The sequence below is a fragment of the Streptomyces daliensis genome, from assembly GCF_054782395.1.
In genome coordinates this window covers 258,678-283,634 of sequence record NZ_BAAGSO010000078.1, presented here as the reverse complement: position 1 = coordinate 283,634, position 24,957 = coordinate 258,678, and the positions used below count along the sequence as shown (strand labels likewise).

The 24,957-nt window shown below is 70.2% G+C and carries 24 protein-coding genes; 23 read left to right on the top strand and 1 reads right to left on the bottom strand.

Annotation, left to right across the window (positions count from 1 at the left end; translation table 11 throughout):
• The 23 genes from ACYVOO_RS18305 to ACYVOO_RS18195 form a co-directional block, all read left to right on the top strand.
• A partial coding sequence (locus ACYVOO_RS18305; RefSeq protein ID WP_461016686.1) for a DALR anticodon-binding domain-containing protein occupies positions 1-369 on the top strand: 369 nt, incomplete at its 5' end.
• 17 nt (positions 370-386) lie between these two features.
• Positions 387-1,778 carry a diaminopimelate decarboxylase gene (lysA, locus tag ACYVOO_RS18300; protein WP_461016685.1) on the top strand — a complete coding sequence of 464 codons (1,392 nt, stop codon included), beginning with the start codon at positions 387-389 and terminating at the stop codon, positions 1,776-1,778.
• A gap of 93 nt (positions 1,779-1,871) precedes the next feature.
• On the top strand, positions 1,872-3,164 hold the full coding sequence (locus ACYVOO_RS18295; RefSeq protein WP_461016684.1) for a homoserine dehydrogenase: 1,293 nt from the start codon (positions 1,872-1,874) through the stop codon (positions 3,162-3,164).
• Positions 3,165-3,189: 25 nt separating this feature from the next.
• Positions 3,190-4,329 (top strand): threonine synthase, encoded by a 1,140-nt coding sequence (thrC, locus tag ACYVOO_RS18290; protein WP_461016705.1) that lies wholly within the window; start codon positions 3,190-3,192, stop codon positions 4,327-4,329.
• A gap of 373 nt (positions 4,330-4,702) precedes the next feature.
• The gene (thrB, locus tag ACYVOO_RS18285) at positions 4,703-5,698 is read left to right on the top strand and encodes a homoserine kinase (protein ID WP_461016683.1); all 996 of its coding nucleotides are present in this window, start codon (positions 4,703-4,705) and stop codon (positions 5,696-5,698) included.
• A gap of 407 nt (positions 5,699-6,105) precedes the next feature.
• Positions 6,106-8,154 (top strand): transcription termination factor Rho, encoded by a 2,049-nt coding sequence (gene rho / locus ACYVOO_RS18280; protein WP_461016682.1) that lies wholly within the window; start codon positions 6,106-6,108, stop codon positions 8,152-8,154.
• A 453-nt stretch (positions 8,155-8,607) separates the two neighbouring features.
• Entirely contained in the window at positions 8,608-9,735 is a 1,128-nt protein-coding gene (locus ACYVOO_RS18275; protein ID WP_461016681.1) for an LCP family protein, read from the top strand.
• 250 nt (positions 9,736-9,985) lie between these two features.
• Complete coding sequence (gene rpmE, locus ACYVOO_RS18270) at positions 9,986-10,213, top strand: 50S ribosomal protein L31 (RefSeq protein ID WP_453345490.1); 228 nt, start codon at positions 9,986-9,988, stop codon at positions 10,211-10,213.
• A 137-nt stretch (positions 10,214-10,350) separates the two neighbouring features.
• The gene (gene prfA / locus ACYVOO_RS18265) at positions 10,351-11,430 is read left to right on the top strand and encodes a peptide chain release factor 1 (RefSeq protein WP_461016680.1); all 1,080 of its coding nucleotides are present in this window, start codon (positions 10,351-10,353) and stop codon (positions 11,428-11,430) included.
• 19 nt (positions 11,431-11,449) lie between these two features.
• Positions 11,450-12,295: a peptide chain release factor N(5)-glutamine methyltransferase gene (gene prmC, locus ACYVOO_RS18260; protein ID WP_461016679.1), complete on the top strand. Its 846-nt coding sequence runs from the start codon at positions 11,450-11,452 to the stop codon at positions 12,293-12,295.
• 149 nt (positions 12,296-12,444) lie between these two features.
• On the top strand, positions 12,445-13,092 hold the full coding sequence (locus ACYVOO_RS18255) for an L-threonylcarbamoyladenylate synthase (RefSeq protein ID WP_453345493.1): 648 nt from the start codon (positions 12,445-12,447) through the stop codon (positions 13,090-13,092).
• Positions 13,089-13,745: an arsenate reductase/protein-tyrosine-phosphatase family protein gene (locus ACYVOO_RS18250; protein ID WP_453345494.1), complete on the top strand. Its 657-nt coding sequence runs from the start codon at positions 13,089-13,091 to the stop codon at positions 13,743-13,745. The genes ACYVOO_RS18255 and ACYVOO_RS18250 overlap by 4 nt, the downstream gene beginning before the upstream one ends.
• A 96-nt stretch (positions 13,746-13,841) precedes the next feature.
• Complete coding sequence (locus ACYVOO_RS18245) at positions 13,842-15,254, top strand: MraY family glycosyltransferase (protein WP_461016678.1); 1,413 nt, start codon at positions 13,842-13,844, stop codon at positions 15,252-15,254.
• Between the two features lie 236 nt (positions 15,255-15,490).
• On the top strand, positions 15,491-15,943 hold the full coding sequence (locus tag ACYVOO_RS18240; protein ID WP_453345496.1) for a hypothetical protein: 453 nt from the start codon (positions 15,491-15,493) through the stop codon (positions 15,941-15,943).
• 228 nt (positions 15,944-16,171) lie between these two features.
• Positions 16,172-16,999: a F0F1 ATP synthase subunit A gene (gene atpB, locus ACYVOO_RS18235; RefSeq protein ID WP_453345497.1), complete on the top strand. Its 828-nt coding sequence runs from the start codon at positions 16,172-16,174 to the stop codon at positions 16,997-16,999.
• Between the two features lie 83 nt (positions 17,000-17,082).
• The gene (gene atpE, locus ACYVOO_RS18230) at positions 17,083-17,334 is read left to right on the top strand and encodes an ATP synthase F0 subunit C (RefSeq protein ID WP_453345498.1); all 252 of its coding nucleotides are present in this window, start codon (positions 17,083-17,085) and stop codon (positions 17,332-17,334) included.
• A gap of 42 nt (positions 17,335-17,376) precedes the next feature.
• The gene (locus ACYVOO_RS18225) at positions 17,377-17,931 is read left to right on the top strand and encodes a F0F1 ATP synthase subunit B (protein WP_461016677.1); all 555 of its coding nucleotides are present in this window, start codon (positions 17,377-17,379) and stop codon (positions 17,929-17,931) included.
• Complete coding sequence (locus ACYVOO_RS18220) at positions 17,928-18,743, top strand: F0F1 ATP synthase subunit delta (RefSeq protein ID WP_461016676.1); 816 nt, start codon at positions 17,928-17,930, stop codon at positions 18,741-18,743. Before ACYVOO_RS18225 ends, ACYVOO_RS18220 begins: the two co-directional genes overlap by 4 nt.
• Before the next feature lie 113 nt (positions 18,744-18,856).
• A complete protein-coding gene (gene atpA, locus ACYVOO_RS18215) occupies positions 18,857-20,428 on the top strand; it encodes a F0F1 ATP synthase subunit alpha (RefSeq protein WP_461016675.1) in 1,572 nt (523 codons plus the stop codon).
• A gap of 3 nt (positions 20,429-20,431) precedes the next feature.
• Positions 20,432-21,373 (top strand): F0F1 ATP synthase subunit gamma, encoded by a 942-nt coding sequence (locus tag ACYVOO_RS18210; RefSeq protein ID WP_461016674.1) that lies wholly within the window; start codon positions 20,432-20,434, stop codon positions 21,371-21,373.
• A 5-nt stretch (positions 21,374-21,378) separates the two neighbouring features.
• On the top strand, positions 21,379-22,833 hold the full coding sequence (gene atpD, locus ACYVOO_RS18205) for a F0F1 ATP synthase subunit beta (protein WP_461016673.1): 1,455 nt from the start codon (positions 21,379-21,381) through the stop codon (positions 22,831-22,833).
• Positions 22,834-22,919: 86 nt separating this feature from the next.
• Positions 22,920-23,300, top strand: coding sequence for a F0F1 ATP synthase subunit epsilon (locus ACYVOO_RS18200; protein ID WP_461016672.1), 381 nt, complete (start codon positions 22,920-22,922; stop codon positions 23,298-23,300).
• Between the two features lie 178 nt (positions 23,301-23,478).
• Complete coding sequence (locus ACYVOO_RS18195; RefSeq protein ID WP_461016671.1) at positions 23,479-23,940, top strand: DUF2550 domain-containing protein; 462 nt, start codon at positions 23,479-23,481, stop codon at positions 23,938-23,940.
• Positions 23,941-23,967: 27 nt separating this feature from the next.
• Here the strand turns inward: ACYVOO_RS18195 and ACYVOO_RS18190 are convergent, their stop codons facing one another.
• A complete protein-coding gene (locus tag ACYVOO_RS18190) occupies positions 23,968-24,888 on the bottom strand; it encodes an AEC family transporter (RefSeq protein ID WP_461016670.1) in 921 nt (306 codons plus the stop codon).
• Positions 24,889-24,957: the final 69 nt, after the last annotated feature.

The following is a 24,957-nucleotide window of genomic DNA, read 5'->3' as shown; positions in this document are numbered from 1 at the left end:
CGCACCCACGCCCTGCTCCGCGAGGGCCGACGCTTCGGCATCGAGCCCGCCTACGGCGCACCCCAGCACCCCCAGCACCCCCACCCGCCCCACCCCACAGAGCGCACCCTCCTCGCGCTGCTGGCCGACCACGACCGCGTCGCGCACGACGCCCCCCGCGAAGCGCCCCTCGCCCTCGCCCTCGTCCGTCACTTGGACGCCGTGGCGCGCGCCTTCGGCGACTTCCACGACGCCTGCCCGCCGCTGCCCCACGGCGAGCAGAAACCCGGGGCCGTCCACCGCACCCGGCTGGCGCTCGCCGAAGCCACCGGAGCGGTGCTGGCCGACGGCCTGTCCCAGCTCGGCGTGACCGCACCCGCTCACCTGTAGAAGGACCCGAGACCACCATGAGCCGATCCGCACATCCCGCAGGGCCGCGTCACGGCGACGTCCTCACCGAGGGGCACTACTCCGCGCCGCCCACCGACCTCAACTCGCTCGACCCGCGTGTGTGGGCGAGCACCGTCAGGCGTACGCCGGAGGGCACCGTCACCGTCGGCGGCATGAGCGTCGCCGCGCTCGCCGAGGAGTTCGGGACCCCCGCTTACGTCCTGGACGAGGACGACTTCCGCGCCCGCTGCCGCGCCTGGCGTGACGCGTTCGGTCCCGACGCGGACGTGTTCTACGCCGGGAAGGCGTTCCTGTGCCGCGCCGTCGTGCGCTGGCTGACCGAGGAGGGGCTGAACCTCGACGTCTGCTCCGGCGGCGAGCTGGCCACCGCGCTCGCCGCGGGCATGCCGCCCGAGCGCATCGCGCTGCACGGCAACAACAAGTCGACGGAGGAGATCGAGCGCGCGGTCGAGGCGGGCGTCGGGCGGATCGTGCTCGACTCCTTCCAGGAGATCGTGCGCGTCGCACACATCGCCGACCGGCTCGGCAAGCGCCAGCCGGTGCAGATCCGCGTCACCGTGGGCGTCGAGGCGCACACGCACGAGTTCATCGCGACGGCGCACGAGGACCAGAAGTTCGGGCTCGCGCTCGCCGAGGGGCAGGCCGCCGAGGCCGTGCGCCGTGTGCTGAAGCTGGACAGCCTGGAGCTGATCGGCATCCACTCGCACATCGGCTCGCAGATCTTCGACATGGCGGGCTTCGAGGTCTCGGCCCGCCGCGTCGTCGGGCTGCTCACCGAGATCCGCGACGAGCACGGCGTCGAGCTGCCCGAGATCGACCTCGGCGGCGGCCTCGGCATCGCCTACACCCCCGAGGACGACCCGCGCGAGCCGCACGAGATCGCGAAGGCTCTCGGCGACATCGTCACCCGTGAGTGTGAGAGCGCCGGTCTCGCGGTGCCGCGGCTGTCCGTGGAGCCGGGGCGCGCGATCGTCGGGCCGACGGCCTTCACGCTGTACGAGGTGGGTACGGTCAAGGAGCTGGAGGGGCTGCGTACGTACGTGAGCGTGGACGGCGGCATGTCGGACAACATCCGTACCGCGCTCTACGACGCCGAGTACACGGTCTCGCTGGTCTCGCGTGCCTCGTCGGCCACCCCGATGCTCTCGCGTGTGGTCGGCAAGCACTGCGAGAGCGGTGACATCGTCGTGCGGGACGCGTTCCTGCCCGCCGACCTGGCGCCCGGCGACCTGCTGGCCGTGCCCGCCACGGGCGCGTACTGCCGCTCGATGGCGAGCAACTACAACCACGCGCTGCGCCCGCCGGTCGTGGCGGTGCGGGACGGAGAGGCCCGCGTGATCGTCCGGCGCGAGACGGAGGAGGATCTCCTGCGTCTCGATGTCGGCTAGCGAGATATACGTCCCACATACTGGAACGAACGTGGTTTCTCCCGACCAGTACGTGAGACTGAGAACACCGGAATTGACGAGAAGCGAGGTCGAATGATGCGTACGCGTCCGCTGAAGGTGGCGCTGCTGGGCTGTGGGGTAGTCGGCTCAGAGGTGGCACGCATCATGACGACGCACGCGGACGACCTCGCCGCGCGCATCGGCGCCCCGGTCGAGCTGGCCGGGGTCGCCGTGCGCCGCCCGGACCGCGTGCGCGAGGGCATCGACCCGGCCCTGGTCACCACCGACGCGCAGGCCCTGGCGAAACGCGCGGACATCGACGTCGTCATCGAGGTCATCGGCGGCATCGAGCCGGCCCGCACCCTCATCACCACCGCCTTCGAGAACGGCGCCAGCGTCGTGACCGCGAACAAGGCGCTGCTGGCCGAGGACGGCTCCACGCTCCACGAGGCCGCGGAGAAGCACGGCGCCGACCTCTTCTACGAGGCCGCCGTCGCCGCCGCCATCCCGCTGGTGCGCCCCCTGCGCGAGTCCCTCGCGGGCGACAAGGTCAACCGCGTCCTCGGGATCGTCAACGGCACGACCAACTTCATCCTCGACCGCATGGACACCAACGGCGCGGGCTACGGCGAGGCGCTCGACGAGGCCACGGCGCTCGGCTACGCGGAGGCGGACCCCACCGCCGACGTGGAGGGCTTCGACGCCGCCGCGAAGGCCGCGATCCTCGCGGGGATCGCCTTCCACACCCGGGTGCGCCTCGACGACGTGCACCGCGAGGGCCTGACCGAGGTCACGGCAGCCGACATCGCCTCGGCCCGGCGCATGGGCTGCACCGTGAAGCTCCTGGCCATCTGCGAGCGCGCCGCCGACGGCCGCTCGGTCACCGCGCGCGTGCACCCGGCGATGATCCCGCTCAGCCACCCGCTGGCGAACGTGCGCGAGGCGTACAACGCGGTCTTCGTCGAGTCGGACGCCGCAGGACAGCTCATGTTCTACGGGCCCGGCGCGGGCGGCGCGCCCACCGCGTCCGCCGTACTCGGCGATCTCGTCGCGGCCTGCCGCAACAAGCTCAACGGAGCCAGGGGACCGGGCGAGTCCGCCTACGCCCAGCTCCCCGTATCGCCCATGGGCGACGTCGTCACGCGCTATCACATCAGCCTCGACGTCGCCGACAAGCCGGGCGTCCTCGCCCAGGTCGCCACTGTTTTCGCGGAGCACGGAGTCTCCATCGACACCGTCCGCCAGCAGGGCAAGGACGGCGACGCCTGGCTGGTCGTCGTCACCCACCGCGCCGCCGACGCCGCCTTGAGCGCGACCGTCGAGGCGTTGCGCAAACTGGACACCGTACGCGGCGTCGCGAGCATCATGCGGGTCGAAGGGGAGTAAGGAAACTGTGACCGTCATGTCTGCCATGTCCTCACCCAGCTCATCGGAGCCGTCGGGGTCCGCCGGGGCGCAGGCCCAGGGCGCCGGCCCCTCGGGAGCGGGACGCACGAGCCGCCAGTGGCGCGGCATCATCGAGGAGTACCGCGACCGGCTCCCGGTCGGGCCCGACACCCGGCCCGTGAGCCTCCGCGAGGGGGGGACCCCGCTCGTCCCGGCGCAGGTGCTCTCCGAACTCACCGGCTGCGACGTCCACTTGAAGGTCGAGGGCGCCAACCCGACCGGCTCCTTCAAGGACCGTGGCATGACCATGGCGATCACACATGCGAAGGAGGAGGGCGCCCAGGCCGTCATCTGCGCGTCCACGGGCAACACCTCGGCCTCCGCCGCCGCCTACGCCGTACGGGCCGGGATGGTCTGCGCCGTGCTCGTGCCGCAGGGCAAGATCGCCCTGGGCAAGATGGGCCAGGCCCTCGTCCACGGCTCGAAGATCCTCCAGGTCGAGGGCAACTTCGACGACTGCCTCAACCTGGCGCGCGGGCTGTCCGAGAAATACCCCGTCGCACTCGTGAACTCGGTGAACCCCTCCCGTATCGAGGGCCAGAAGACCGCAGCGTTCGAGGTCGTGGACATGCTCGGGGACGCGCCCGACATCCACGTGCTCCCCGTGGGCAACGCGGGCAACATCACCGCGTACTGGAAGGGCTACCGCGAGTACGCGGAGAACGGCCCCGCCTCCCGCACCCCGCGCATGTGGGGCTTCCAGGCGTCGGGCTCCGCGCCGATCGTGCGCGGCGAGCCGGTCCTGGACCCGAGCACCATCGCCACCGCGATCCGCATCGGCAACCCCGCCTCCTGGACCCTCGCGGAGCAGGCGCGCGACGAGTCGGGCGGCTTCATCGACGCGGTCACGGACCGTCAGATCCTGCGCGCCTACAAGCTGTTGGCCTCCCAGGAGGGCGTCTTCGTCGAGCCCGCCTCGGCCGCCTCCGTCGCCGGTCTGATCCAGGCGTCCGAGCAGGGCAAGGTCGATCCGGGCCAGCGCATCGTCTGCACGGTCACCGGCAACGGCCTCAAGGACCCGGACTGGGCCGTCGCGGGCGCTCCGCAGCCCATCGTCGTCCCGGTGAACGCGGACGCCGCGGCGGAGCGCCTCGGCCTCGCCTGATCCGCTCCTGATCCGCCCCTGACCAGCATCCGGCACGCGCGGGTCCCGTGGACAGGGCCCGCGCACGGTGCCCGCGCACAAACCCGCGCACGGGCCCGGACCGCGCGGTCCGGGCCCCGGCTCCACCCCAGGTGGGGCCCCGAGGCGGCGGGACCGACCGCCACGGTCCACACTGGGAGCGCAGGGGGGCCACGACACGCATCGTGCGCCTCCTGTGCGCCCTATGTCGTCAGTGAACCTTCCTTCGATAGGCTGGCTTTCACCCCGACCCCACGTACGTACGAAAGTCCGTCGGGTCATCGACCGGTCCGGCGTGCTGCCGCGGTCCGAGGGGGAGTTGCCGCAAAAACAAACCAAGGAGAGTCATCGCAAGATGGCCGGTCCCGCGTTCCGCGCCGCCGCCGTCAGGGTGCGCGTTCCCGCCACCAGCGCCAATCTCGGCCCCGGATTCGACACCCTGGGCCTGGCTCTGGGTCTCTACGACGACGTCGTCGTCCGCGTCGCCGACTCCGGCCTGCACATCGACATCGCGGGCGAGGGCGCGGAGACCCTGCCCCGAGACGAGGGCCATCTGCTCGTACGGTCCCTCCGCACCGCCTTCGACCTGCTCGGCGGCCAGCCGCGCGGCCTGGAGGTCGTCTGCGCCAACCGCATCCCCCACGGCCGCGGGCTCGGCTCCTCCTCCGCCGCGATCTGCGCGGGCATCATGGCGGCCCGCGCCGTGACCACGGGCGGGGAGGCCAGGCTGGACGATACGGCGATGCTGGAGCTGGCCACCGAGATCGAGGGGCACCCGGATAACGTGGCCGCCTGCCTGCTGGGCGGCTTCACGCTGGCCTGGACGGACGCGGGCGCGGCCCGCGCGATCAGGATGGACCCCTCGGATTCCATCGTTCCGGTGGTCTTCGTGCCCGCCAGGCCGCTGCTGACGGAGACCGCGCGGGGACTGCTGCCGCGCACCGTCCCGCACGTCGACGCGGCCTTCAACGCGGGCCGTGCGGCCCTGCTCGTCGAGGCGCTGACCAGGCGTCCCGAGCTGCTGCTCGCCGCGACGGAGGACCGGCTGCACCAGGAGTACCGCGCCCCGGCCATGGCCGAGAGCGTGGAGCTGGTCAACCGTCTGCGCTCGGAAGGCGTCCCAGCGGTCATCTCGGGTGCCGGGCCGACGGTGCTCGCGCTGCCCGAGGCCGGGGGAGCGGCCGAGAAGGTGGCCCGGCTCGCCGGGGCCGAGTGGGCGGCGAACCGGCTGGCACTCGACACCGCGGGAGCCTGCGTACTGCCGCTCGGTTCCGGGGGAGGAACGGGCCCGGCCGGTGGCCCCGGGGGCACCGGGCCCGGCCTGGAAACCACGGGCGGCACAGCCCAGTGACACTCGATTGCGGGTCTTGGAGAGGGGGAATGTTTGTTGGATCCGGTAGTGTTAACCTCAAGTCTGCACTTGCAGCCTCGTGGGCCGGACACGAAAGTCTGTGAAGGCCCGTAGGGTGCGGTGCTTGCGTGATCCCCTGGGCCGAGCCCCAGCAGGACCACCTCTTCTCCCCGGAGCCTCCCGCACTGCTTCGCTGCGGCCAGGCAGGTACCGAGCCCGCTCCGGAGTCGGAGTGAAGGACATACACGTCATCGCTTCACGCCGAACCATGAACTGATCTCCCCGCCCGCAATTCCAGGCGGGACCACCGTCCCGGCAGGTCCGCGCAAGAAGAGGACCCATAGCCGGACAGCACAACCGGTCGCCGAGCCAGACAGGCCGACGTCCGCTCCAGGGAAGGACCCTTCGTGAGCGACACCACCGATCTGATGGGCGTGAACGCCGACGCCGCGGGCACTTCCGCCGGCGATGCCGCAGCGCCTGCTACGGACGCTCCTGCCGCGCCTGCCTCCGGTGCCGCGCCGAAGCGTCGGCGCTCCGGCACCGGGCTCGAGGGCATGGTCCTGGCCGAGCTCCAGCAGGTTGCCTCCAGCCTCGGGATCAAGGGCACCGCGCGGATGCGCAAGAGCCAGTTGATCGAGGTCATCAAGGAGAAGCAGGCGGGCGGGGGTTCGGCCAAGCCCGCCGACGCCGAGTCCGCCGAGGGCAAGGACGCCAAGAGCACCAAGGGCGGCAAGGCTGCCGCCGCCACCGACGCGGGCACGGCCGAGAAGCCGAAGCGCCGCGCGACGTCCAAGGCGCGCACGGGTGACACCGAGGACGAAGCCCAGCAGCAGATCGAGATCCCGGGACAGCCCAGCGACGAGCAGGCGTCCTCCGGCGAGCGCCGCGGCCGCCGCGCCAAGGGCGACGGCGGGGGCAATGGCGGCAACGGCAAGGCCGAGGCCGCCGCCGACACCGCGGAGGGCAGGACCGAGGGCAAGGGCGGGGAGGCCCGTCAGGACGCCAAGGGCGGTGACGGCAAGGCCGACGCCAAGGGGGGCGAAGGCAAGCAGCAGCAGGACCGCCAGCCCAAGCGCGACCGCCAGCGTGACCGCGACCGTGACCGTGACCGCAACCGCAACAAGAACAACGACGGTGGCGGCAGCGGTGGTGGCGGCGGCCAGCAGAACCAGGGCGGCGGCGGTGGCGGCGGGAACAACCGCCGCGACGACGACGACTTCGACGGTGGCCGCCGCGGCCGCCGCGGGCGTTACCGCGACAGGCGGGGCCGTCGCGGTGGCCGCGAGGAGTTCGAGCCGCAGGTCGCCGAGGACGACGTCCTGATCCCCGTCGCGGGCATCCTGGACATCCTCGACAACTACGCCTTCGTGCGGACCTCCGGCTACCTCCCGGGCCCGAACGACGTCTACGTCTCCCTGGCCCAGGTCCGCAAGAACGGCCTGCGCAAGGGCGACCACGTCACCGGCGCCGTGCGGCAGCCCCGCGAGGGCGAGCGGCGCGAGAAGTTCAACGCGCTGGTCCGCCTCGACTCGGTCAACGGCATGGCGCCCGACAACGGCAAGGGCCGCCCCGAGTTCACCAAGCTGACGCCGCTCTACCCGCAGGAGCGGCTGCGTCTGGAGACCGACCCCGGTCAGCTCACGACGCGGATCATCGACCTGGTCACGCCCATCGGCAAGGGGCAGCGCGGTCTGATCGTGGCCCCGCCGAAGACCGGTAAGACCATGATCATGCAGGCGATCGCCAACGCGATCACGCACAACAGCCCCGAGTGCCACCTGATGGTCGTCCTCGTCGACGAGCGTCCGGAAGAGGTCACCGACATGCAGCGGTCGGTGAAGGGCGAGGTCATCTCCTCGACCTTCGACCGCCCCGCCGAGGACCACACCACGGTCGCCGAGCTGGCCATCGAGCGGGCGAAGCGGCTGGTGGAGCTGGGGCACGACGTGGTGGTCCTGCTGGACTCCATCACCCGTCTGGGCCGCGCGTACAACCTGGCGGCCCCGGCCTCCGGGCGCATCCTGTCCGGTGGTGTCGACTCGACGGCGCTCTACCCGCCGAAGAAGTTCTTCGGCGCCGCGCGCAACATCGAGGACGGCGGCTCCCTGACGATCGTCGCCACGGCCATGGTCGAGACCGGCTCCCGCATGGACGAGGTGATCTTCGAGGAGTTCAAGGGCACCGGCAACATGGAGCTGAAGCTGGAGCGCAAGCTCTCCGACAAGCGGATCTTCCCGGCGGTGGACGTGGACGCGTCCAGCACCCGTAAGGAAGAGATCCTCATGGGGAACGACGAGCTCCAGATCGTCTGGAAGCTCCGCCGCGTGCTGCACGCCCTGGACCAGCAGCAGGCCATCGAGCTGCTGCTGGACAAGATGAAGCAGACGAAGTCGAACGCGGAGTTCCTGCTCCAGATCCAGAAGACGACGCCGACGCCGGGCAACGGCGACTGACGCCGACGTCGACGGACGGAGTCCGACGCAGCGTCCCGAAGCTTGGGAGGCCCCCTGGGGCCGAGCAATGCGAGGGGCGCGGTGGGAAGAGGGGCTCCAGAAGACGACGCCGACGCCGGGCAACGGTGACTGACGCCAGCCTCTGGCGACTGACGTCGGTAAGACGGAGTGACGAGGGCCGTTCCACCACGCTTGGTGGGGCGGCCCTCGCCGTGTGTCAAGGGGGCCTGAGAGCTTGACCACAGAAAGTAGCCCCAGGCAACCCAGCCGGAGCCGCCGCCCGACGGCGCGTCGTCGCAGGTAGGGGGAGGGAAACGCCCCGGTGCCCCCACGCGGCTCACCCGTCCCGGGCCGCGCAGGCCGCTGACCCGTTGTGCAACCCTTCCGCGGGACGTCACGTCCCAGCAGAGAAGAGCCACGACGGCAGTACCGGCAGAACAGAGGGAAGTGAAGATGGCTGACGACAGCACGGACGGGGTGTCGGCGGCCTCACGTCGGGCCGGGGGCATACGTGCCAGCGGCCGCCGCCGGAAGCCGCGTACGCGGCGTCAGCGGGCGGTCCGGGTGACCGCGTGGACGGCGGCGGCAGCGGTCGTCCTGGGCGGCTCCAGCCTCGGCTTCGTCTACTTCAAGCTCAACGGCAACATCTCCGGCGTCGACATCAACGCCGCGCTCGGCACGGACAGGCCGGTCGACGTGCCGAACGGATCGATGGACATACTCGTCCTCGGCTCCGACTCCCGCTCGGGCGACAACGCCGAGTACGGGGCCGACCAGGGCGGCCAGCGCTCCGACACCGCGATGATCGTGCACGTCAACGAGAAGCACGACGCGGCGAGCGTCGTCTCGATACCGCGCGACACCATCGTCCAGCGCCCCGCCTGCGAGAAGGACGACGACAGCGGACAGCAGGCGCCCGCGCAGAAGGCGATGTTCAACAGCGCCTACGAGGTCGGCGGCCCGGCCTGCGCCGTGAAGACGGTGGAGTCGCTGTCCGGCGTGCGGATGGACCACTACGTAGAGGTCGACTTCTCCGGCTTCAAGAAGCTGATCGACACCCTCGGCGGCGTCGAGATCACCACCACGAAGAAGATCAAGGACAAGGACAGCCGCCTCGACCTGCCCGCCGGCACCCACCGGCTCGACGGGGAGCAGTCGCTCGGCCTCGTCCGTACGCGCCACGGCGTCGGCGACGGCAGCGACCTGGGCCGCATCCAGCTCCAGCAGGCGTTCATCAAGGCACTGATGGACCAGGTCAACAGCATCGGGCTGTTCAGCAACCCGAAGCGGCTCTACGACCTCGCGGACACGGCCACCGCCTCCGTGACGACCGACTCCGAGCTGGACTCCGTCAACGAGCTGGCGGGCATGGCCCAGATGCTCAAGGGCGTCAAGTCCGACGACATCCAGATGACGACGCTGCCGGTCGAGTACGACCCGGCCGACCCCAACCGCGTCATACCGCTGGAGGAGAAGACCGAGCAGGTCTGGGCAGCACTGAAGAAGGACCGGAACATCCCGAAGTCCGCCACCAAGGACTCCGCCGGTGACCAGACCGACATAGGGGGCGTGGTCAAGTAGGCCGCCGCAGACCACCGGGCCCCCACCCCCCGCCCCGGCGCACCCTCCGTACGGCCGAGCGCACCGTCCGTCACCCCACGCGGACCGGCGCACGGCCCGGGGCGCGCGGGGCGCGGGCGCGGGAATAACGGGGGCCCGCCCCCGGTTTTGGGGGGTGCGGCCAGTAGTGGCAAACTGGTTCGTCGGCCCCGGTTCACGGCGGACAATCCGTTCCTCCGACCCGGCGCCCTCCCGAAACCTAGGAGACACCTTGAAGCGCGACATCCACCCGGAGTACGTCGAGACCCAGGTGAGCTGCACCTGCGGTAACGAGTTCACCACCCGTAGCACCGTGAGCGGCGGCGTCATCCGCGCCGACATGTGCTCCGCGTGCCACCCCTTCTACACCGGCAAGCAGAAGATCCTCGACACCGGTGGCCGTGTGGCCCGCTTCGAGGCCCGCTTCGGCAAGAGCGGCACCGGGTCCGCCAACAAGTAGCGGCTCAGGAGCGCCGGTCCTCGGCCCGCCCCGTGCAGGGCGGCCCGGACCGGCGCTCTTTTTGCTGCGGGCCGCCCAGTGCCCGCTGTCGCTCCTTCCGGCAGGCGCCCACTTCTTCCACGTAAGGGACTATTGCGATGTTCGAGGCGGTCGAGGAACTCATCGGCGAGCACGCCGACCTTGAGAGCAAGCTCGCCGACCCCGCGATCCACGCCGACCAGGCGGGCGCCCGCAGGCTCAACAAGCGGTACGCCGAGCTGACCCCGATCATCGCCACCTTCCGCTCCTGGAAGCAGACCGGCGAGGACATCGAAACGGCCCGCGAACTGTCCGCGGAGGAACCGGAGTTCGCCGCCGAGGTCAAGGAGCTTGAGGCCCGGCGCGAGGAGCTGACGGAGAAGCTGCGGCTGCTGCTCGTGCCCCGCGACCCCAGCGACGACAAGGACGTCATCCTGGAGATCAAGGCGGGCGAGGGCGGCGACGAGTCGGCCCTGTTCGCCGGTGATCTGCTGCGGATGTATCTGCGGTACGCGGAGCGCGTCGGCTGGAAGACCGAGCTGATCCAGGCCAACGAGTCCGACCTCGGCGGCTACAAGGACGTGCAGGTCGCGGTCAAGACCAAGGGCGGCGGCGGGGCGACCGAGCCGGGCCAGGGTGTGTGGGCCCGGCTGAAGTACGAGGGCGGGGTGCACCGCGTGCAGCGGGTGCCCGCGACGGAGTCGCAGGGCCGCATCCACACCTCGGCCGCCGGTGTCCTGGTGCTGCCGGAGGCCGAGGACGTCGACGTCGAGATCAACGCGAACGACCTGCGCATCGACGTCTACCGTTCCTCCGGGCCCGGCGGGCAGTCGGTGAACACCACCGACTCGGCCGTCCGCATCACCCACGAGCCCACGGGCATCGTCGTCTCCTGCCAGAACGAGAAGAGCCAGCTCCAGAACAAGGAGCAGGCCATGCGCATCCTGCGCGCCCGGCTGCTGGCCGCGGCGCAGGAGGAGGCGGAGAAGGAGGCGTCGGACGCCCGGCGCAGCCAGGTCCGTACCGTGGACAGGTCGGAGCGGGTGCGCACGTACAACTTCCCGGAGAACCGGATCTCCGACCACCGTGTCGGCTTCAAGGCGTACAACCTGGACCAGGTGCTCGACGGCGAGCTGGACCCGGTCATCCAGGCGTGCGTCGACGCCGACTCCGCGGCCAAGCTGGCCGCGGCCCAGTAAGCGCTCGTAGGAGAGGCCCGTGAACGTGCTGCTTGCCGAGGTGGCCCAGGCCACCCAGCGGTTGGCCGACGCCGGCGTGCCCTCGCCGCGCTTCGACGCCGAGGAACTGGCGTCCTTCGTGCACGGCGTCAAGCGGGGCGAGCTGCACCGCGTCCCCGACGCCGACTTCGACGCACGCTACTGGGAGGCCGTCGCGCGGCGTGAGGCGCGCGAGCCGTTGCAGCACATCACGGGGCGGGCCTTCTTCCGCTACCTCGAACTCCAGGTGGGGCCAGGTGTCTTCGTGCCCCGCCCGGAGACCGAGTCCGTGGTCGGCTGGGCGATAGACGCCGTACGCGCCATGGACGTGGCCGAGCCGCTCATCGTCGACCTGTGCACGGGCTCGGGCGCCATCGCGCTCGCCCTCGCGCAGGAGGTCCCGCGCTCCCGCGTGCACGCGGTCGAGCTGGACGACGGCGCCTACGGCTGGGCCCGCAAGAACGTCGAGGGCTCCCGCGTCACCCTCCACCACGGCGACGCGCTCAGCGCCCTCCCGGAACTCGACGGACAGGTCGATCTCGTCGTCTCCAACCCGCCCTACATCCCGCTCACGGAGTGGGAGTATGTGGCCCCGGAGGCCCGCGACCACGACCCGCAGCTCGCACTCTTCTCCGGCGAGGACGGCCTCGACACCATCCGCGGCCTGGAGCGCACGGCGCACCGCCTGCTGCGCCCCGGCGGTGTCGTGGTCATCGAGCACGCGGACACCCAGGGCGGACAGGTGCCGTGGGTTTTCGCGGAAGACCGCGGCTGGGCCGACGCCGCGGACCATCCAGACTTGAACAACCGTCCCCGCTTCACCACAGCCCGCAGGGAGGTGCCGTAAGTGACTCCGCCGGTCCGTGCCTAGCACGGGATGGCTTCCCTCCCGGCCGCAGAGCCGGGACGCGGTCAAGCCCTGACCGCTGCCCGAAGACAGAACGCCATCGTATGAGGAAACGCGGAGCACCCGCAGCCAGTTCAAGGAGGATTCCGATGGCACGGCGTTACGACTGCACCGACGCGACCGACCGCAAGACCGGCCTGCGGGAGGCCGCTTCCGCCGTGCGCCGCGGCGAACTCGTCGTGCTGCCCACCGACACCGTCTACGGCGTGGGCGCCGACGCCTTCAGTCCCGATGCCGTCGGCGATCTGCTGGAGGCCAAGGGCCGCGGGCGCGGCATGCCCTCACCGGTGCTCGTCGGCTCCCCGAACACGCTGCACGGGCTCGTGACGGACTTCTCGGAGATGGCGTGGGAACTCGTGGACGCCTTCTGGCCGGGCGCGCTGACGCTCGTCGCGCGGCACCAGCCGTCCCTGACCTGGGACCTGGGCGAGACGCGCGGCACGGTGGCCGTGCGGATGCCGCTGCACCCCGTTGCCATCGAACTGCTCAAGGAGTTCGGCCCGATGGCCGTCTCCTCGGCCAACCTCACGGGCTACCCCGCGCCGCAGGACTGCGACGCCGCGCAGAACATGCTGGGCGACGCGATCGCCGTCTACCTCGACGGCGGGCCGACCCCGGACACGGTGCCGTCGTCGATCGTCGACGTCACCGGGAAGGTCCCGGTCCTCCTGCGCGCGGGCGCGCTCAGCGCGGAGGAGCTGCGGAAGGTCGTGCCCGACCTCGAGGTGGGCAATTGACGACCCCGCCCGAAGGGCGTGGCATACCGGGACCGGTCGCGGAACCGGACGTTTTCCGAATCCTCCACGTCTCCACCGGCAACGTGTGCCGCTCGCCCATCACCGAGCGGCTGACGCGTCATGCCCTGGCCGACCGGCTGGGCGACGACCGCAGCGGCGGCATCGTCGTCGAGAGCGCGGGCACCTGGGGCCATGAGGGCGCGCCCATGGAGGACCACGCCGCCGAGGTGCTGCTGGAGCACGGCGCCGACCCCGTGGGCTTCCGGGGCCGCGAGCTGCTGGACGACCACGTCATCCGGGCCGACCTCGTGCTGACCGCGACGCGCGACCACCGCGCGCAGGTCATCTCGATGGGGCACTCGGCGGGGCTGCGGACGTTCACGCTGAAGGAGTTCACCCGGCTGGTGCGCGCCATAGACGCCGCCACGCTCCCCGCGCCGCGCAGCGCGGCGGGCGTCGTGGAGCGGGCCAGGGCACTGGTGCAGGCCGCGGCGGCGCTGCGCGGCTGGCTGCTGGCCCCGAGCCCGGAGGCCGACGAGATCTACGACCCGTACGGGGCGCCGATCCCGTACTTCCGCAGCGTGGGCGACGAGATCGACAGCGCGCTCGACCCGGTCGTCACGGCCCTGACCGGGGTCCCGGCGCGCACCTAGGGGCGTACGCAGAACCGTCGGGCACCGGCGGGTGTCTTAGGGTGTGGGCCTGCTGAGTTTTCCCGAGACCTGCCAGCGAGACCCCATGGGGAGCCCGTGCGTGAATATCTGCTGACGCTGTGCGTCACTGCCGCGGTCACCTACCTGCTGACCGGCCCTGTGCGGAAGTTCGCCATCGCCGCCGGTGCGATGCCGCAGATCCGCGCGCGTGACGTGCACCGCGAGCCGACCCCTCGGCTGGGCGGCATCGCGATGTTCGGCGGGCTGTGCGCGGGCCTCGTCGTGGCCTCGCAACTGACCAACATCGGTGAGTTGTTCACTCTTTCCGACGAACCTCGGGCGCTTCTCTCGGGAGCGGGCCTGATCTGGCTGCTGGGCGTCCTGGACGACAAGTGGGGCGTCGACGCGCTGGTCAAGCTCGGCGGGCAGATGATCGCCGCCGGTGTCATGGTGCTCCAGGGGCTGACGATCCTGTGGGTCCCGGTGCCCGGTGTGGGCAACGTGGCGCTGACGCCGCTCCAGGGGACGCTGCTGACGGTGGCGCTCGTCGTGATCACCATCAACGCGGTGAACTTCGTGGACGGCCTGGACGGGCTGGCCTCCGGCATGGTCTGCATCGCCGCCGTGGCGTTCTTCATGTACGCGTACCGCCTCTGGTACGGCTACGGCATCGAGGCGGCGGCGCCCGCCACCCTCTTCGCCGCCGTGCTGATGGGGATGTGCCTGGGCTTCCTGCCGCACAACATGCATCCGGCGCGGATCTTCATGGGCGACTCGGGCTCGATGCTGATCGGGCTCGTGCTGGCGGCGGGCGCCGTCTCCATCACGGGGCAGGTCGATCCGGACGTCATGGTCGAGCACGCCGGTTCGGTGCGCTCCGCCGTTCACTCGATGGTGCCCGTCTACATGCCGCTGCTGCTGCCGCTGACGATCATCGCGGTGCCGGTGGCCGACCTGGTGCTCGCGATCGTCCGCCGTACCTGGAACGGGCAGTCGCCGTTCGCCGCCGACCGTGGGCATCTGCACCACCGGCTGCTGGAGATCGGGCACTCGCACAGCCGCGCCGTGCTGATCATGTACTTCTGGTCGGCGCTCATCGCGTTCGGCGCCGTCGCCTTCTCGGTGAAGTCCTCCAGCCTCGCGATCGTGCTGGCCATCGTGCTGCTGTGCGCCGTCGGGCTGGTCGTGCTGCTGCTGCCGCGCTTCACGCCGCGCGTGCCCAGGTGGGCGGAGGCGATCGTGCCGCCTCGGTACCGGCGCAGTGGGCATGTGCCGGACGGCGGGGAGCCCGCGCCCGACGGACCGGCGGACTCTTTGGCCGACTCCCCGGAGGAGGGCGGCACTTCCGCGGACGGCTCTTCCGAACAGGCCCCGGAATCCGCGAAGTCGGAGGCCACGGGGGCGTCGGAGGCGGACCGGGAGCCCGCGCTGGCGGGGCTCAGCGGCGCCACGGCCATCGGCGAGCGGCAGCGTTTCGCGCTGCGCCGCAACATCGACAAGCGCTCATAACAGACAAAGTGCGTCACGTCAGCCGGATGAGCGCACCCCCACTCGTTTGTGTGACAGGTAGCACACGATGTAGGTAAAGACCTCATCAAATAGTTTGTGATACCGTTCACGAAACCCGGTGAACACCCGGAGAACCCCAGTGCGATGGCTCTCCGGCGGGACTTCGCTCTCGTGCGCCGGGGATACGCTCGTCTCCGACGACAGACGCACGCCCCCGAAACCCCGGAGCAACTCCCATGCAGTCGAACGACGCCCGCATGCTTATGCAGTGCGCCGTCCCGACCGCCCTCGCCGGCGCCGTCGCCGCAGTGGTGAGTGGCGTGGTCGCGGGCGGCGAAGGTGCCATCGGAGCGGTGGTCGGCGCCGTCATCGTGATCCTCTTCATGGGGATCGGAGTCTTCGCTCTCCAGCGCACCGCCAGGTCTCTCCCGCACCTCTTTCAGGCGATGGGCCTGCTCCTCTACACGACGCAGATCCTCGCCTTCCTCGTCGTGCTCCTCGTCCTGCGGGACAGCACGCTCTTCAACGGCAAGGCCCTCGCCTTCACCCTGCTGGCCAGCACCCTCGTGTGGGTCGCCGCACAGGCCAGGGCCACCATGAAGTCGAAGATCCTGTACGTGGAGCCCGAACCTTCCGCGGGCGGTGCGAAGGGCGAGAAGAAGGCCGCCGCCACCGGGGCCGGTTCGTGACACCCAGAACGCGTAGGGCCGGGATAAAGGCGCGTTCGAGCAACTGCTATGGTCCGGTTCCAACTGCGGCGCAGCAGGCGTGTGCTTCGGGCGACGCGCGTTCCACGGGACGGAACACGCTTCCCCGCTCAGCCGCCCTTCGCCGCCCCCACATTCGTACGACCAGTCCAGTGCCGCTCCGTGGCCCCGTGCCGCGCCGACACATTGAGGTAGCCGTATCCATGCGCCATGCAGAAGGAGCCCGCGGTGAGTGCTGACCAGATGCTCGCCTTCGAGGCCGATTGCCACATCTTCAGCGGTTGCGGCTTCCCCGCCCCGGGGCTCCACTCGTTCATGTTCAAGCCGATGGCGACCGTCGGCGGCATCGAGTTCAACAAGACGATGCTGCTGGCGCTCGTGGGCACGGTGGTGATCGTCTGGTTCTTCTGGGCCGCGTTCGCCAAGCCGAAGCTGGTGCCTGGCAAGGTCCAGATGATCGGCGAGGCCGGCTACGACTTCGTCCGCCGAGGGATCGTCTACGAGGCGCTGGGCAAGCGCGAGGGCGAGAAGTACGTCCCGCTCATGGTCTCGCTGTTCTTCTTCGTCTGGATCATGAACCTCTGGGCGGTCGTTCCGCTCGCCCAGTTCCCCGTCACCTCGATCATCTCGTACCCGGCGGCCCTCGCGCTGATCGTGTACGTGCTGTGGATCAGCCTGACGTTCAAGAAGCACGGTTTCGTCGGCGGCTGGAAGAACCTCTCCGGCTACGACAAGTCGCTCGGCCCGGTGCTCCCGCTGATCATGGTGCTGGAGCTCTTCCAGAACCTGATCGTGCGGCCCTTCACGCACGCGGTGCGGCTCTTCGCCAACATGTTCGCCGGACACACGCTGCTGCTGCTGTTCACGCTCGCGAGCTGGTACCTGCTCAACGGCCTCGGCATCGTCTACGCCAGCGTCTCCTTCGTCATGACGGTCGTCATGGTGGCGTTCGAGCTGTTCATCCAGGCGATCCAGGCGTACGTCTTCGTCCTGCTGGCCACCAACTACGTCCAGGGCGCGCTCGCAGAGCACCACTGATCGCGACCGTCGTCTCTCCACACCCGACCAGTCGTCCGGTGGCCAACCCCCACCGGTCCGTGAACGAGAAGGAAGTAACGAGCATGTCTGCTGCTCTCCAGAACCTCGCCGCCGTCAACATCCAGGGCAACCTCGCCGCCATCGGCTACGGCCTGGCCGCCATCGGCCCCGGCATCGGCGTCGGCATCGTCTTCGGTAACGGCACCCAGGCTCTCGCCCGTCAGCCCGAGGCCGCCGGCCTCATCCGCCAGAACCAGATCCTCGGCTTCGCCCTCTGTGAGGCGCTCGCCCTCATCGGCCTGGTCATGGGCTTCGTCTACCCCAGCGGTGCCTGATCCAGCGGAACCGACTGACCTTTTCCGACGAAAGGCACTGATGTGATCGCCCTGGTACAGATGGCGGCCGAGGAGGAGCAGAATCCTCTCGTCCCGCCGATCCCAGAGCTCGTCATCGGCCTGCTCGCCTTCGCCATCGTCTTCTTCTTCCTCTGGAAGAAGCTCCTCCCGAACATCAACAAGGTTCTGGACGAGCGCCGTGAAGCCATCGAGGGCGGCATCGAGAAGGCCGAAGAGGCTCAGCAGGAAGCGGCCGAGGTACTCAAGCAGTACAAGGACCAGCTCGCCGAGGCCCGGCACGAGGCCGCGCGGCTGCGCGCCGAGGCCCAGGAGCAGGGCGCCGCGCTCATCGCCGAGATGCGCGCGGAAGGCCAGCGGCAGCGTGAGGAGATCATCGCCGCCGGTCACGCCCAGATCGAGGCCGACCGCAAGCAGGCGGCGCAGGCCCTGCGCCAGGACGTGGGCAAGCTCGCCACCGACCTGGCCGGCAAGCTGGTCGGCGAGTCCCTTGAGGACCACGCCCGCCAGAGCCGCACGATCGACCGTTTCCTCGACGAACTCGAAGAGGGAAGCACGAAGGCCGAGGCCACACGATGAACGGCGCGAGCCGCGAGGCACTGGCCACAGCACGCGGGAGCCTGACGGCGCTGACCGACAACACCTCGGTCGACGCCGCCCAGCTCGCCGACGAGCTGTCCGCCGTTACCGCGCTGCTCGACCGCGAGGTGTCGCTGCGCCGGGTCCTGACCGACCCGTCGCGCGCCGGTGAGGCGAAGGCCGAGCTGGCCGGGCGCGTCCTCGGCGGTCAGGTCGGCGGCGAGACCGTCGACCTGGTCTCCGGACTGGTGCGGCTGCGCTGGTCGTCCCCGCGCGACCTGGTCGACGCCGTCGAGGAGCTGGCGGACTCCGCCGACCTCGTCGCGGCCGAGCGCGACGGTTCGCTGGACGACGTCGAGGACGAGTTGTTCCGGTTCTCCCGGACCGTCTCCGCGTCCCCCGAGCTGCGCTCGGCGCTGTCGAGCAACAAGGCGGGGCCCGCCGCCAAGACGCAGCTTCTGCACACGCTGCTGGGCGGCCGGGCCAAGCCGGTCACGGAGCGTCTGGTGACGCGCCTTGTGAGCCAGGCACGTGGACGTAGCCTGGAGGGAGGGCTCGAAGCCCTCTCCAAGCTCGCAGCGGAGCGTCGCAGCCGCTCGGTCGCGATCGTGACCTCGGCGGTTCCGCTCAGCGACCAGCAGAAGCAGCGCCTCGGCGCTGTGCTGGCCAGGATGTACGGGCGTCAGGTGCACCTGAACCTGGACGTGGACCCCACGGTCCTCGGCGGGATCACGGTGCGCATCGGGGACGACGTCATCAACGGCTCGGTCGCGGACCGGCTCGACGACGCGCAGCGCCGCATGGCCGGCTGAAGCACACCAACTCAACAGCATCACGTAGCGGCCCGAGTTGGGCCGACACCACCCACTGGGGGGCGCCCCCCCAGAGACACTTTCGGGCCCAACAAGGAGAGCAGGGAACCCAGATGGCGGAGCTCACGATCCGGCCGGATGAGATCCGGGACGCGCTGGAGAACTTTGTCCAGTCGTACGAGCCGGACGCGGCCTCGCGCGAAGAGGTCGGGACGGTCAGCGTTGCCGGCGACGGCATCGCGAAGGTCGAGGGCCTCCCCTCGGCCATGGCGAACGAGCTGCTGAAGTTCGAGGACGGCACCCTCGGCCTCGCCCTCAACCTTGAGGAGCGCGAGATCGGTGCCGTCGTCCTCGGCGAGTTCAGCGGCATCGAAGAGGGCCAGCAGGTGCACCGCACCGGTGAGGTCCTGTCGGCTCCGGTGGGCGAGGGCTACCTCGGCCGCGTCGTGGACCCGCTGGGCAACCCGGTGGACGGCCTCGGTGACATCGAGGCCGAGGGCCGCCGCGCCCTCGAACTCCAGGCGCCGACGGTCATGGACCGCAAGTCCGTGCACGAGCCGATGGAGACGGGCTACAAGGCCGTCGACACCATGACGCCCATCGGCCGCGGCCAGCGTCAGCTCATCATCGGCGACCGCCAGACCGGCAAGACAGCCCTGGCCGTCGACACGATCATCAACCAGCGCGACAACTGGCGCTCGGGCGACCCGGAGAAGCAGGTCCGCTGCATCTACGTCGCCGTCGGCCAGAAGGGCTCCACCATCGCGTCCGTGCGCGGTGCGCTGGAGGAGGCCGGTGCGCTGGAGTACACGACGATCGTCGCGGCGCCCGCGTCCGACCCGGCGGGCTTCAAGTACATCGCGCCGTACACCGGCAGCGCGATCGGGCAGCACTGGATGTACCAGGGCAAGCACGTCCTGATCGTCTTCGACGACCTGTCCAAGCAGGCCGACGCCTACCGCGCTGTGTCCCTGCTGCTGCGCCGCCCGCCGGGCCGTGAGGCCTACCCGGGTGACGTCTTCTACCTGCACTCCCGGCTGCTGGAGCGCTGCGCGAAGCTCTCCGACGACATGGGCAAGGGCTCGATGACGGGTCTGCCGATCGTCGAGACCAAGGCGAACGACGTGTCGGCGTTCATTCCGACCAACGTCATCTCCATCACCGACGGCCAGTGCTTCCTGGAGTCCGACCTGTTCAACGCGGGCCAGCGCCCGGCGCTGAACGTCGGTATCTCGGTCTCCCGTGTCGGTGGTTCGGCCCAGCACAAGGCCATCCGCCAGATCACAGGGTCGCTCCGTGTGGACCTCGCCCAGTTCCGTGAGCTGGAGGCGTTCGCCGCCTTCGGGTCCGACCTGGACGACGCCTCCAAGAAGGCCCTGGAGCGCGGCAAGCGGATGACCGAGCTGCTGAAGCAGTCGCAGTACGCCCCGTTCGCCACCGAGGACCAGGTCGTCTCCGTGTGGTCGGGCACCAAGGGCAAGATGGACGACGTCCCCGTCGAGGACATCCGCCGCTTCGAGCGCGAGCTGCTGGACTACATGCACCGCGAGAACAAGGGGCTGATGACCAGCATCGTCGAGGGCGGCAAGATGTCCGACGACACGGTCCAGACCCTGGGTGACGCGGTCGACAAGTTCAAGAAGCAGTTCGAGACCTCGGACGGCAAGCTCCTGGGCGAGGACTGATCCATGGGCGCCCAGATGAGGGTCTACAAGAGGCGGATCAAGTCCGTCTCCGCGACCAAGAAGATCACCAGGGCGATGGAGATGATCGCTGCCTCGCGCATCGTCAAGGCGCAGCGCAGGGTGGCGGCCTCCGAGCCGTACGCGACGGAGCTGACCCGCGCGGTGACCGCCGTCGCGCAGGGCTCCAAGACGGACCACCCCCTGACCACGGAGGCGGAGCACCCCACCCGTGCCGCGGTGCTGCTCATCACGAGCGACCGCGGGCTCGCGGGCGGCTACAACTCCAACGCCATCAAGGCGGCCGAGCAGCTCAGTGAGCGGCTGACCGGCGAGGGCAAGACCGTCGTCAACTACGTCGTCGGTGCCAGGGGTGTCGCGTACTACGGCTTCCGTGACCGCGCCGTCGAGCAGTCCTGGACGGGCTTCACGGACAGCCCGACCTACGCCGATGCCAAGGCCGTCGCCGAGCCGCTGATCGACGCGATCACGGCCGACACGGCGGACGAGGGCGGCGTGGACGAGCTGCACGTCGTCTACACCGAGTTCGTCTCGATGATGACGCAGACGCCGGTCGCGAACCGGCTGCTGCCGCTCACCCTCGAGAAGGGCGCGGAGGAGTCGGCCGAAGGTGTCGAGGGTGCCCCCAAGAAGGGCCCCGAGATCCGCCCGCTGTTCGACTTCGAGCCGTCGGCCGAGGACGTCCTCGACGCCCTGCTGCCCCGGTACGTCGAGAGCCGTATCTACAACGCGCTGCTTCAGTCGGCGGCTTCCAAGCACGCCGCCACGCGCCGTGCGATGAAGTCGGCGACCGACAACGCCGAAGAGCTCATCAAGTCGCTCACGCGACTCGCCAACGCGGCCCGCCAGGCCGAAATCACCCAGGAAATCAGCGAGATCGTCGGTGGCGCCAGTGCGCTGGCTGACGCTTCTTCGGGGAGTGACTGACAATAATGACTACCTCTGTTGAGACGGCCCCCCGGGAGGTCGCAGCGGCGGGCCGCGTCGCGCGGGTCATCGGCCCGGTCGTCGACGTGGAGTTCCCCGTCGACGCGATGCCGGAGATCTACAACGCGCTGACGGTCGAGATCACCGACCCGGCCGAGGACGGCAAGCGGAAGACCCTGACGCTGGAGGTCGCGCAGCACCTCGGCGAGGGTGTCGTGCGCGCCATCGCGATGGAGCCCACCGACGGCCTGGTCCGTCAGGCCGCGGTCACCGACACCGGCGACGGCATCACGGTGCCCGTCGGCGACGTGACCAAGGGCCGGGTGTTCAACACCCTGGGCCGCATCCTGAACGAGCCCGAGGCCGAGTCCGAGGTCACCGAGCGCTGGCCGATCCATCGCAAGGCCCCGGCCTTCGACCAGCTCGAGTCCAAGACCGAGATGTTCGAGACAGGGCTGAAGGTCGTCGACCTGCTGACCCCGTACGTCAAGGGCGGCAAGATCGGTCTGTTCGGCGGCGCGGGCGTCGGCAAGACCGTCCTCATCCAGGAAATGATCATGCGTGTGGCGAAGCTGCACGAGGGCGTTTCCGTCTTCGCGGGTGTGGGCGAGCGTACGCGTGAGGGCAACGACCTCATCGAGGAGATGGCCGAGTCCGGCGTCCTCCCGCAGACCGCGCTGGTCTTCGGCCAGATGGACGAGCCCCCGGGCACCCGTCTCCGGGTCGCGCTGGCCGGTCTGACCATGGCGGAGTACTTCCGCGATGTGCAGAACCAGGACGTGCTGTTCTTCATCGACAACATCTTCCGGTTCACCCAGGCCGGTTCCGAGGTCTCCACGCTGCTCGGCCGGATGCCCTCCGCTGTGGGCTACCAGCCGAACCTCGCGGACGAGATGGGTGTGCTCCAGGAGCGCATCACCTCGACCCGTGGTCACTCGATCACCTCGATGCAGGCGATCTACGTGCCCGCTGACGACCTCACCGACCCGGCCCCGGCGAACGTGTTCGCGCACCTCGACGCGACCACCACGCTGTCCCGGCCGATCTCGGAGAAGGGCATCTACCCGGCGGTCGACCCGCTGGACTCGACGTCCCGCATCCTGGACCCGCGCTACATCTCGCAGGACCACTACGACTGCGCCTCGCGCGTCAAGACGATCCTTCAGAAGTACAAGGACCTCCAGGACATCATCTCCATCCTGGGCATCGACGAGCTGAGCGAAGAGGACAAGCTCACCGTCAGCCGCGCCCGCCGGATCGAGCGCTTCCTGTCGCAGAACACCCACGCCGCCAAGCAGTTCACGGGCCTGGACGGATCGGACGTTCCGCTGGACGAGTCCATCGCCGCGTTCAACGCGATCGCCGACGGTGACTTCGACCACTACCCGGAGCAGGCGTTCTTCATGTGCGGTGGCCTGGAGGACCTCAAGGCCAAGGCCAAGGAGCTCGGCGTCTCCTGACGCGTGCTCGTCGCGGGGGCGGGTCCACTGGCCCGCCCCCGCCCCGCACCCCTTATCCTTTCCACATCCCAGTCTGAGGAGCCACTGTGGCTGAGCTGCACGTCGAGTTGGTCGCCGCCGACCGTAAGGTCTGGTCCGGCGAGGCCAGCCTGGTCGTCGCGCGCACCTCGTCGGGTGATATCGGCGTCATGCCCGGCCACCAGCCGCTGCTCGGTGTGCTGGAATCGGGTCCGGTCACCATCCGCACGACGGGCGAGAGCGGCGAGGGCACGGTCGTCGCCGCCGTGCACGGCGGTTTCATCTCCTTCGCCGACGACAAGCTGTCGCTGGTCGCCGAGGTGGCGGAGCTGGCCGACGAGATCGACGTCGAGCGTGCCGAGCGGGCACGTGAGCAGGCGAAGTCCGAGACGGACGCATCCGCCGAGCGGCGTGCCGACGTCCGGCTGCGAGCGGTGGCGGTCCGCTGAGGCGGCCACCGACGAGAGACAGGCTCAGCCGCGGGCTGCTCCGGAGACGACCTCCGGAGCAGCCCGCGGCTGAACCCATACAGGCGCGGGTGGGAGATCCACAAGATCTTCTTGGCCCGTGGAACGCGCGGTACGTACGGTACGCACGTGACGAGAGACAGCGAGGAGGTCGGTGAAGATGGTCCTCGCTCTGCTGCTGTGCGGCGCGGTCCTCCTGCTGGCGCTGGTGGGGCTGTTCGCCTTCGGAGTGCGGCGCCGGCTGATCCAGCGGTCCGGCGGCACCTTCGACTGCAACCTGCGCTGGGAGGCGCCCGCGTCGCCCGAGGAGGGCGGGGCCGAGCCCAAGGGCAAGGGCTGGGCCTACGGAGTCGCCCGCTACAACGGCGACCGTATCGAGTGGTTCCGGGTGTTCTCGTACGCGCCGAGACCGCGCCGCATGCTGGAGCGCGACGGCATCGAGGTGCTGGAGCGCCGCCATCCCCAGGGCGAGGAGGAGCTGGCGCTGCTGTCCGACGCGCTGATCCTCGCCTGTTCCCTGCGGGGCACGCGGGTGGAGCTGGCGATGAGCGAGGACGCGCTCACCGGCTTCCTGGCGTGGCTGGAGGCGGCGCCTCCGGGGCAGCGCGTGAACGTGGCCTGAGATTCCGGGCGCCCGCGCACGTGGGGGTCAGCCCAGCAGCGCCGCGACGGTGAGCAGCGTGGGCACCGCCAGCAGCGTCGAGAGCAGTATCGACTCGCGGGCCAGCCGCGTGCCCACCCCGTAGCGCGAAGCGTAGGTGAACAGGTTCTGCGCCGAGGGCAGCGCCGAGGTCACCACCACCGTGAACAGGGCGATGCCCGTCAGCCCGAAGACGGCCGAGCCCAGCGCCCACGCGACGACGGGCTGTCCGAAGGACTTCAGCGCCACCGACAGCAGCACGGGCCCCCGGTCCGCGCCGCGCGCCGGGAGGGGGCTGCCGCGCAGCGATATGCCGAACGCCAGCAGCACGGCGGGCACGGACATCGCACCCACCAGATGGAACGGCTCCATGACGGGCCCCGGCACGGTCAGCCCCGAGGCGGCCACCGCGACGCCCGACAGCGAGCCGATGACCACGGGGTTGCGGAACGGGCTGGTGATCCGGCTCAGCACGCTCCTGCGCTCGGACGGGGAGCTGACGTCGAGCACGGCCAGCGCGACGGGGGTCACGATGAGCTGCTGGAAGAGCAGCACGGGCGCGACGAGTGACGCGTCGCCCAGGACGTAGGCGGCGACGGGGATGCCGAGGTTCCCCGCGTTGACGTAGCTCGCGCAGAGCGCGCCGATCGTGGTGTGGCCCAGGGGCCAGCGGCGCACGGCGCCGACCGCCGCGTAGACCCCGGCGACGGCGAAGGTGCTCAGTGCCGTGATGAGCAGGGGAGCGGAGACCAGCACCGAGAGGTCGGCGCCCGCGAGGGTGTGGAAGAGCAGTGCCGGGGACGCCACATGGAAGGCGAGCTTGGTGAGGACCTCTCTGCCGCCGGGTCCCAGCAGGTCGTAGCGTCCGAGAACGTACCCGGTGCCGATGATGCTCGCGATGACCGCGAACCCTGTGACCACGCCACCCACGGCTGCCGCCTCCCCTTCGCTCGTAGCGCGGCGTCCGTGTGCCGTCGCGAAGTCAATTCTCCGTACACG